The following is a 9,216-nucleotide window of genomic DNA, read 5'->3' as shown; positions in this document are numbered from 1 at the left end:
CCCGGGCCCGGCGGCCGCCGTCCCCGCGCGCAGGCTCGCCGCGGCCGTGGCCCCGTACGCCGCTCAGCGCCGGCCGGCCTCGCGCGTCGAGGGCGGGTTCGACTTCTTCGGTACGAAGAACGCGGCGCAGGCCCGCGCGGCCATCGAGTCCGTGCAGAACGAGGACCTCGCCGACGTCGTCGGCGCGGAGGCCCTCGCCGTCCACGAGGCGGAGTCCGTGCAGGGCGGGACGGAGCCGGAGTTCACGGCCCCCGACGCCGAGCAGCGTGCCGTGGGCCAGGTCATCGACCTGACCGCCCACGACGAGACCGAGCCGATCGACGTGGTGCAGCTGCGCGCGGCCAGCTCCTGACCCGGCGAGCTCTCAACGCAGCGAGTCGAACCAGCGGACGGCCTGCGGTGCAGAGCGGATCGCCGAGGTGAAGTGGTCGGCGTCCGCCCCCTGGTCGACGACCTTCGCCCGGACCCCGTGGCGGGCCAGACCGGCCGCGCAGGCGGTGGTGTTGCCGATCGGGACGTCGGTGTCGGCCGAGCCGGCGTAGAGGCGGACCGGGGCGGCGGGCTTCCAGTCGCAGGAACCGTCGTTGGCCTTCAGGGCCGTGCGCAGGGCCCCGCGCGGGGCGCGGACGTTCTCGTACCAGTCCGGGGTGAGCAGCTCCTCCGGTGATGCGGGGAGCGCGGCCGCGATGTCCTCGAACCGGTGGCTCCCGTCGAACAGGCTTTCCACAGCCTGTGCATAAGGTGCGCGGAACACCTCGGCCGGGTCCGCGTAGAGCGGGTGCAGCCGGTTCTGGGCGGTGAGGAAGTAGGTCAGGTAGAAGACGGCGGTGCGCGGTGCGACCCGGCCGTCGGTGACGCCGGGCAGCTCGGAGCCCTCCAGGTCGTACGGCCCGGCGATCGGGGCCAGCGCGCGCAGCCGGACATCGCTTCCGGGGCGGGACAGTTCGCGGCCCAGGGCCATCGCCACCTGGGCTCCCTGGGAGAAGCCGGTGGCGTACACGTCCCGGGTGACCGGGCGTCCCAGCCGGTCCGCGGCGGTCCGGGCGGCCTCCAGCATGTCGACGGAGGCGGTGACCGAGGACCGGGTGTCCATGTACGGATGGGCGCCGGGCCCGCCCCCGAGCCCCAGGTAGTCGGGGGCGGCGACGGCGCGGCCGGCGGAGGCGTGCAGGTAGGGGGTGAGCCGGTTGTCGCCCCCGCCCCCGGACGGGGCGTCGTCGCGGGTGGCCACGGTGCCGTGGGTGTCGGAGACCAGGTCGAGCCGGTACGGGCCCCCGCGGGGCAGGACGAACAGGCCGGTGGCGGTGGTCGGGCGGCCCCGCGGGTCGACGGTGGCGTAGGTGAGCCGGTAGGCGGCGACGCCGTACCGGACGGTGGAGGCGTCGAGGCCGAAGCCGGTGAGGCGGGCGGTGACCTCCGCGGGGGCGAGCCGCTCCAGCGGCGTGAGGGAGATCAGCCGCCCCCGGCCGCCGTGCGCGGTCGCGGCGGGACCGGCCGACGCGGTGGGCGCGGTGGGCGCGGTGGGCGCGGGGCTCCCGGCCGGGGCGGCGAGGGCCACGGGCGCGGCGAGCCCGCCGAGGACGGCCGCGAGGGCCACGGCGGCGGCGCCGCGCCGGAGCCACTGGCGGGTGCTCTGCTTCTGCTGGGTCGTCATGCCCCGAAACTACGGAGCCGCGGACATCCCCGACATCCGGCTACCCTGCGGCGGTTACGGGGGCTGCCCCCCCGTCCGGCTTCTAGAACAGCGGGAGTTGGCCCGGCAGCGGGGACAGGGTGAAACCGTCCAGGGTGGGCGCCGAGGCCCCGAGGATCACACGGGCGCGGGAGCCGGAGCAGGAGACGAGGTCCCCGCGGCCCCGGCCCGAGGGCGGGTCGTGGCGGGCGATCCGCCCGGCGGTGACGGCGCAGTCGCGGCCGCAGGAGGGGCAGGCCCGGCGGGGTGAGAGGGACATTCCCCCAGTCTGCCCTGCCCCGCGGACATCGGCCCGTGCGGCCATGCGGTCCCGGCTGCCCGGCTGCCCGGCCGCTCCGGGATCAGCCCTCGCGGGTGGCCTCGCCGGCGGCTTCGCGGTGGGCCCCGCGGCCGGCCGCCCAGCTCTCGTGGGCCCGGCTCACCCGCGCCCACAGCGCCGCGCGGTCCGCCGGGGTCAGGTCGTCGAGCGCGCGGCCGAAGACGCCCTCCAGCACGGCGTAGAACTCCTCCGGGCCGTCGAGCACCCGCTCCGTGTTCCCCTTCACCGGGTCGATCCGGCTCAGCACCCGCCCCCGCAGGGTGTCGACGCCGTCCGCGTCGCGGCGCAGGGCCGCGAAGGTCCGTACGAACCCGGAGTCCGCGGAGGTCGACAGCCGGACGTGCTCCGCCTCGAATCCGGCCGCGCCCGCCGTCCCGGCGGGCTCCGCGCGGAAGTTCACCAGCGGGGCGGAGCTGCCCGGGTGGCGGTAGAGCCAGGCCGCGGCGGGCAGCCGCTCCAGGGAGTAGGTGAAGGCCCCCTGGCGGTAGGTGCCTTCGCGCAGCGGCAGCGGCTCGTGCGGGCCGTCCCCGAGCCCGGCGTCCACGTAGAACGCGGTCCCGGTGCCCGGCACGCGGACGGTGAGCGCCAGGTGGTCCCCGCTCGCGCCCCGCAGGGCGTCCTCGGACCGGGACTCCTTGTACACGCCGCCCACGTGGCGGGTGACCTCGTAGCCGAGGCGGTCGAGGAGCAGCGCGAGGGCCCCGTTGAGGTGGAAGCAGTAGCCTCCGCGTCCGGCGGCGAAGCGGCGGGCCGACAGCCCGGGGTCGATGCCGGGGGCCCGGCCGAGCTGGATGTCGACGTTCTCGTACGGAACGCGCTCCAGGTGCGCCCGCTGGAGGGCGAACAGCCCCTCCACGGTGGGCGCGCCGGGCTCCTCGATGCCGAGCCGGCGCAGGTAGGCGGCGTACGGGGCCTCCATGCCGGTCACTTGTCGATGTCACCGACGACGAAGAACAGCGAGCCGAGGATCGAGACCATGTCCGCGACCAGCTGCCCGGGCAGCAGGACCGCCAGCGCCTGGATGTTGTTGTACGAGGCCGAGCGCAGCTTGAGCCGGTACGGGGTCTTCTCGCCCTTGGACACCAGGTAGTAGCCGTTGATGCCGAGCGGGTTCTCGGTCCACGCGTACGTCTCGCCCTCGGGCGCCTTCAGCACCTTCGGCAGCCGCTGGTTGATCGGGCCGGGCGCCAGCTCCGCCATCCGGTCCAGGCAGGCGACCGCGATGTCCAGCGCGTTGTGGGTCTGCTCCAGCAGGACCTCGAAGCGGGCCAGGCAGTCGCCCTCGGTGCGGGTGACGACCTTCAGGACGTCCTGGAGCTCGCCGTAGGCCAGGTACGGCTCGTCGCGGCGCAGGTCGAAGTCGACGCCGGAGGCGCGGGCGATCGGGCCGGACACCCCGTACGCGTGCACGGCCTCGGCGGACAGGACGCCTACGCCGCGGGTGCGGGCGCGGAAGATCTCGTTGCCGCGCACCAGGTCGTCGTAGACGTGCATGCGGGTGCGGACGTCGGCGATGGCCTCGCGGGCCCGGCCGAGCCAGCCGGCCGGGAGGTCCTCCTTGAGGCCGCCGACGCGGTTGAACATGTAGTGCATGCGGCCGCCGGAGATCTCCTCCATGACGGCCTGGAGCTCCTCGCGCTCGCGGAACGCGTGGAAGATCGGGGTGATGCCGCCCAGCTCCAGGGGGTACGAGCCGAGGAACATCAGGTGGTTCAGGACCCGGTTCAGCTCGGCGAGCAGGGTCCGCATCCACACGGCCCGCTCGGGCACCTCCATGCCGAGCATCCGCTCGACGGCCATGACGACGCCCAGCTCGTTGGAGAACGCGGACAGCCAGTCGTGGCGGTTCGCGAGCATCACGATCTGGCGGTAGTCGCGCGCCTCGAAGAGCTTCTCGGCGCCGCGGTGCATGTAGCCGACCACGGGCTCGGCGCTGACGATGCGCTCGCCGTCCAGGACGAGGCGCAGGCGCAGCACGCCGTGCGTGGAAGGGTGCTGGGGGCCGATGTTGAGCACCATGTCGGTGCTCTCCGCCGCGCCGCCGATGCCGACCGTGGTCTCCGTCATGGCGGCATTGTCTCAGCCGGCGGGGGTGGGGTGCGGCCCGGTCCGGATCGCGGATCCCCGGGCGCCGGCCGGCGGGGGCGGCAAGCCCGGTCCGATCGGGGAGGTACCGGCCTAGGGTGGGGGGATGGACACGGGGACAGAGGGTGAGGCGGGTCCGCCCGAGTGGGTGGGGCTGCAGGGAGGGCTGCTGAGGGTGCGCAGGCTCCTGCTGGCGCTGTGGATGTCCCTCTTCGCGGTGGTGACGGCCGTCGTGCTGGGGCTGGCCGTCGGCCCGGGGTGGGCGGCGTTCGGCGGGTTCTGGCTGGCGGTGCTGGCCTGGGGATGGGTGCTGCTCGGGCGGAACTGGCGGTCCTGGCGGTACGCGGAGCGCGCGGACGACCTGCTGATCAGCCGGGGCGTGATGTGGCGGGAGCAGACCGTGGTCCCGTACGGGCGGATGCAGCTGGTGGAGGTGACCTCGGGCCCCCTGGAGCGCCGCTTCGGGCTGGCCACGGTGCAGCTCCACACGGCCGCGGCGGCGACCGACGCCACGATCCCCGGGCTCGCGCCGAAGGAGGCGGAACGGCTGCGCGACCGGCTGACGGAGCTCGGCGAGGCAAGGTCGGCCGGGCTGTGACCCCGTCGGCCGACGCGGGGCCCGAAGGACCCGGGGCGCCCGCGGCCGGGCCCGCACAGGAACGGCGGCTGCACTTCCTCACCCCGCTGCGCCGGGCCTGGGTGCCGATCGCCGCGACCATCGGCATCGCCGCCCAGCAGGGCGAGAACCTCGCCGCGTGGGTGACGGACGTGTCCACCGCCCTGCGGATCCTCGCGCTGGCCGCACTGGTCCTCGTCTTCGGCGTGTACGGCTTCCTCAGCTGGTGGTTCACGCACTACGCGGTCACCGACACCGAACTGCGCATCCGCGGCGGGCTCCTCTTCCGCCGCACCGCGCACCTGCGCCTGGACCGGATCCAGGCGATCGACGTCACCCGGCCGCTGCTGGCCCGCATCGCCGGTGTGGCCAAGCTCCGCATCGACGTCATCGGCACCGACGACAAGGACGAGCTGGCCTTCCTCGCCGAGGACGAGGCCGTGGCGCTGCGCGCGGAACTGCTGGCCCGCGCGGCGGGCTTCGCCCCGGCCGAGGCCGTCGTTCTGGGCGAAGCCCCCGAGCGGTCGCTGCTGCGGGTGGCGCCGCGCGATCTCGCGGTGTCGATGCTGCTCACCCTGTCCGCCTGGGCCGGACTGCTCGCGGGACTCGCCGGGCCGCTGCTGGTGTGGTGGCTCAGCGCCAGCCCGTGGGCGGCCGTCGTGGCCCTGCTCCCGATGCTCGGTGCGGTCTGGAAGGGCACCGCCGGGCGCTTCCTCGCCGAGTACGACTGGACGGTCGCCGAGTCCCCGGACGGGCTGCGGCTCGACCACGGACTGCTCGACCGGGCCCACGAGACGGTGCCGCCGGGGCGCGTGCAGACCGTACGGATCGTCGAGCCGCTGCTGTGGCGCCGGCGCGGCTGGGTCCGGGTGGAGCTGGCGGTGGCCGGCTCGAAGAACGACGTCCTGGTCCCGGTGGCCACCCGGGCCGCCGCCCACGCCGTGGTGGCGCGGGTGCTGCCCGGCGTCGACCTGGGCGGCCTCGTCTTCGAACCCTCGCCCCGGAGCGGATCGCGCTGGGTGGTCCCGGTGTGGTGGAAGGGGTACGGCCTGGCCGTCTCCGCGGACGTGTTCGCCGCCCGCCGCGGCCGGCTGTGCCGGCGTACGGAGATCGTGCCGCACGCCAAGGTGCAGAGCGTGCGGCTGTCCCAGGGACCCTGGGAGCGGGCCCGCGGCGTGGCCGACGTCCATGTGGACACCGGCGCGAACGGCACGGTCACGGCCCGCCTGCGCGGTGCGGCGGAGGCCGTCGGACTGCTCCACGCCCAGGCGGCCCGCTCCCGCACCTCGCGGGCCGGGGCCCGCCCGGACCGCTGGATGACCTGAGGCGCGGACGGGCGCGGGCCGGGCCCGGGACCGTACGCACGGGAGCCGGACTGCGGGAGCCGGAACTACGGGAGCCGGACTGCGGGAGCCGGAACTACGCCGCCCCGCCGCCGCCCGCGCGGACCAGCCCGGTCTCGTACGCCAGGACCACGACCTGCACCCGGTCGCGCAGGTCCAGCTTGGTCAGGATGCGGCCCACGTGGGTCTTGACCGTGGCCTCCGAGAGGACGAGGCGGGCGGCGATCTCGCCGTTCGACAGGCCCTGGGCGACCAGCAGCATGACCTCGCGCTCGCGCTCCGTCAGCCGCTCGACGTCCTTGTTCCGCGGTTCCGCCGAGGTCGAGGGGAGCATCGGCGCGAACCGGTCCAGCAGCCGGCGCGTCGTGGACGGGGCGACGACCGCGTCCCCGCTGTGCACCGAGCGGATCGCGGCCAGCAGCTCGCCGGGCGGGACGTCCTTGAGCATGAACCCGCTCGCGCCCGCCTTCAGGCCCGAGAAGGCGTACTCGTCGAGGTCGAAGGTGGTCAGGATGATGACCTTGGGGTGTTCCTCGGGCTCGCAGATGCGGCGCGTCGCCTCGACCCCGTCGAGGCGGGGCATGCGGACGTCCATCAGCACCACGTCCACCTTGGTGGCCCGCAGCACCTCCAGCGCCTCCAGGCCGTCGCCGGCCTCGGCGACGACCTCCATGTCGGGCTGCGCCGCGAGCACCATCCGGAAACCGGTGCGCAGCAGTACTTGGTCGTCGACCAGCATCACGCGGATGGAGGGGCCGGTGGGGAAGGACATGGTCACCTTTTCTTCAGGGGGAGCAGAGCGCTGATCCGGAAGCCGCCACCGGGCCGGGGGCCCGCGTCGAGGGTGCCCCCGACCATACCGATGCGTTCGCGCATGCCGATCAGCCCGTGTCCGGCGCCGTCCGCGCCGCCGTCGGTGTACAGCTCGCGGGCCGCGCCCCGGCCGTCGTCCTCGACGAGCAGGCCGAGCCCGTCGTCGAAGTAGACGAGCCGGACACTGGCCTTGGCGTCGGGGCCGCCGTGCTTGCGGGTGTTCGTGAGCGCTTCCTGGACGATCCGGTACGCCGTCAGCTCCACGCCGCTGGGCAGCTTGCGCGGGGCGCCCTCGACCTCGAAGTCCACCGCGAGCCCGGCCGTCCGTACCTGCTCGACCAGGACCTCGATCTGCTCCACGTCGGGCTGCGGCACGTAGTCCTCGGACTCCTGCGGCTCGCCGGTGCGCAGCACGCCGAGCAGCCGGCGCATCTCGGCGAGGGCCAGGCGCCCGGTGCCGGAGATGGTCTGCAGGGCCTCCTTGGCCTGCTCGGGGGCCGCGTCCATCACGTAGGCGGCGCCGTCGGCCTGGACCACCATCACCGAGACGTTGTGCGCGACGACGTCGTGCAGCTCGCGGGCGATCCGGGCCCGCTCGGCGGCAACGGCCACCTTGGCCTGGGCCGCGCGCTCCAGCTCCAGGCGCTGGTTGCGTTCGACGAGCTGGGCGTAATAGGCCCGGCGGGTGCGCAGGGAGTCGCCCATCACCCAGGCGAGGGCGAACGGGATCATCATGAAGACGACGAAGAGCAGGTTGTCGGTGGCGGAGTTCGACTTGTCCACGCCGACGCGCAGGAAGTACAGCCCGGAGGCGCACAGCCCCCAGCCGAGGGCCGTGCGCGAGACCCAGCGCGGCACGTCGGAGGCGGCGACCGTGAAGAGCACGACGAGCATCGCGACGTCGTAGAAGTTCGCCTGCGCGCCGATGGCCAGCTGGTAGAGCCCGGTGGCGACGGTGAGCCAGAAGACCGGGACGGTCCACTTGCGGCGCAGCGCGACGGCCGCGCTCAGCGCCACCACACAGGGGGTGGCGAGCACGGCGGCCCTGGTGCCCGTGTGCATCTGGGCGACGATGGCCATCGAGAACCCGAAGAAGAGGACAGCCCAGAAGCTGTCGACGCCCGTCGGGTGTCTGCGGAGGAAATCGTAGAGGCGCTGCACGTAACCCAGAGTAGGGACAGCCGATAGGTGCTGGAGTCAACCAGAGGGGCGATCCGTGCGCAGCGCGAGTACTACCGGAGGTGGAGGCGGCCATAGCCTTTCAGCGATGAGTACTCAGGGTGAAGCCACGGGACAGGCGGGGCCGGTCCGCTGGCGGACGGCGATGGAGCGGGCGCTGTACGGCCCCGACGGCTTCTACGTGCGCCCCGGCGGACCCGGTCCCGCGGGGCATTTCCGCACGTCCGTGCACGCCTCGCCGCTCTACGCGGGGGCTGTGGCCCGGCTGCTCCTGTGGGTGGACGGGGAACTCGGCCGCCCGGAGGAGCTGGACCTCGTCGACATGGGGGCCGGCCGCGGGGAGCTGCTGGCCGGGGTGCTCGCGGCGCTGCCGCCGCGGACGGCCGCGCGGGTGAGGCCGTACGCGGTGGAGCGCGCGGGGCGGCCCGCGGGGCTCGACGGGCGGATCCGCTGGGTGAGCGAACCGCCCCGGGGGGCGCGGGGGCTGCTGTTCGCCAACGAATGGCTCGACAACGTCCCGCTGGACCTCGCCGAGGACGGGCGGTACGTGGAGGTCGCGCGGGACGGTACGGAGCGGCCGGGCGAGCCCCTGGACGGGCCGGACCGGGCGTGGCTGGAGCGCTGGTGGCCGCAGGCGGATACCCGTGAGGGCGCGGGGGCGGGCACAGGCCGGGCGGAGATCGGGCGGGCCCGGGACGAGGCCTGGTCGGCGGCCGTCGCCACGCTGGAGCGGGGCCTCGCGGTCGCGGTGGACTACGCCCACACCCGGGAGGCCCGGCCGCCCTTCGGGACGCTCACGGGATTCCGCGCCGGGCGGGAGACGGCCCCCGTGCCCGACGGCAGCTGCGACGTCACCGCGCACGTCGCGCTCGACGCGTGCGCGGGCCCGGGAGCGGCGCTGCTGACCCAGCGGGACGCGCTGGCCGCCCTCGGCGTCTCCGGGGCCCGGCCCCCACTGGCCCTGGCCTCGACCGACCCGGCGGCGTACGTCCGTGCGCTGTCGGCGGCGGGGGAGGCGGCGGAACTCACCGCACGGGGCGGCCTCGGCGACTTCGGCTGGCTGGTCCAGCCGGTGGGGGTGGGCGGCTGGCCGGGGTGACGGCGGCGGGGGTGGGCGGCTGGCCGGCCTCCCCGGGGGAACGGTGGGAGGGCGGGTGGGGGACGGCAC

At 74.9% G+C, this 9,216-nt stretch carries 9 protein-coding genes and 1 pseudogene; 4 read left to right on the top strand and 6 right to left on the bottom strand.

The features are described 5' to 3' along the window. Positions 1 to 352 (top strand): annotated as a pseudogene (locus ACWCP2_RS34610) (hypothetical protein); the annotation flags it as partial. A 12-nt stretch (positions 353 to 364) separates the two neighbouring features. Here the strand turns inward: ACWCP2_RS34610 and ACWCP2_RS34605 are convergent. The 4 genes from ACWCP2_RS34605 to ACWCP2_RS34590 form a co-directional block, all read right to left on the bottom strand. Beyond that, positions 365 to 1,654: an alpha/beta hydrolase gene (locus ACWCP2_RS34605; protein WP_450912533.1), complete on the bottom strand. Its 1,290-nt coding sequence runs from the start codon at positions 1,652 to 1,654 to the stop codon at positions 365 to 367. Between the two features lie 82 nt (positions 1,655 to 1,736). Then, positions 1,737 to 1,952: a hypothetical protein gene (locus ACWCP2_RS34600; protein WP_450912532.1), complete on the bottom strand. Its 216-nt coding sequence runs from the start codon at positions 1,950 to 1,952 to the stop codon at positions 1,737 to 1,739. An 82-nt stretch (positions 1,953 to 2,034) separates the two neighbouring features. Beyond that, the gene (locus ACWCP2_RS34595) at positions 2,035 to 2,931 is read right to left on the bottom strand and encodes an arylamine N-acetyltransferase family protein (protein WP_450912536.1); all 897 of its coding nucleotides are present in this window, start codon (positions 2,929 to 2,931) and stop codon (positions 2,035 to 2,037) included. 5 nt (positions 2,932 to 2,936) lie between these two features. Beyond that, positions 2,937 to 4,079 carry an NADH-quinone oxidoreductase subunit D gene (locus tag ACWCP2_RS34590; protein WP_450912531.1) on the bottom strand — a complete coding sequence of 381 codons (1,143 nt, stop codon included), beginning with the start codon at positions 4,077 to 4,079 and terminating at the stop codon, positions 2,937 to 2,939. Between the two features lie 124 nt (positions 4,080 to 4,203). Here ACWCP2_RS34590 and ACWCP2_RS34585 point away from each other — a divergent pair, with 124 nt between their 5' ends. Continuing rightward, the gene (locus tag ACWCP2_RS34585; protein ID WP_450912530.1) at positions 4,204 to 4,695 is read left to right on the top strand and encodes a PH domain-containing protein; all 492 of its coding nucleotides are present in this window, start codon (positions 4,204 to 4,206) and stop codon (positions 4,693 to 4,695) included. Continuing rightward, entirely contained in the window at positions 4,692 to 6,038 is a 1,347-nt protein-coding gene (locus ACWCP2_RS34580; protein ID WP_450912529.1) for a PH domain-containing protein, read from the top strand. The genes ACWCP2_RS34585 and ACWCP2_RS34580 overlap by 4 nt, the downstream gene beginning before the upstream one ends. A gap of 94 nt (positions 6,039 to 6,132) precedes the next feature. Here the strand turns inward: ACWCP2_RS34580 and ACWCP2_RS34575 are convergent, their stop codons facing one another. Beyond that, positions 6,133 to 6,828 (bottom strand): response regulator, encoded by a 696-nt coding sequence (locus tag ACWCP2_RS34575; RefSeq protein ID WP_266880250.1) that lies wholly within the window; start codon positions 6,826 to 6,828, stop codon positions 6,133 to 6,135. A gap of 2 nt (positions 6,829 to 6,830) precedes the next feature. Next, positions 6,831 to 8,030 carry a sensor histidine kinase gene (locus tag ACWCP2_RS34570; RefSeq protein WP_450912528.1) on the bottom strand — a complete coding sequence of 400 codons (1,200 nt, stop codon included), beginning with the start codon at positions 8,028 to 8,030 and terminating at the stop codon, positions 6,831 to 6,833. Positions 8,031 to 8,136: 106 nt separating this feature from the next. Here ACWCP2_RS34570 and ACWCP2_RS34565 point away from each other — a divergent pair, with 106 nt between their 5' ends. Then, positions 8,137 to 9,147: an SAM-dependent methyltransferase gene (locus ACWCP2_RS34565; protein ID WP_450912527.1), complete on the top strand. Its 1,011-nt coding sequence runs from the start codon at positions 8,137 to 8,139 to the stop codon at positions 9,145 to 9,147. The last annotated feature ends 69 nt before the right edge of the window (positions 9,148 to 9,216 follow it).

This window comes from Streptomyces sp. NPDC002104 (genome assembly GCF_053593795.1).
This window is presented reverse-complemented; position numbering and strand designations above follow the sequence as displayed.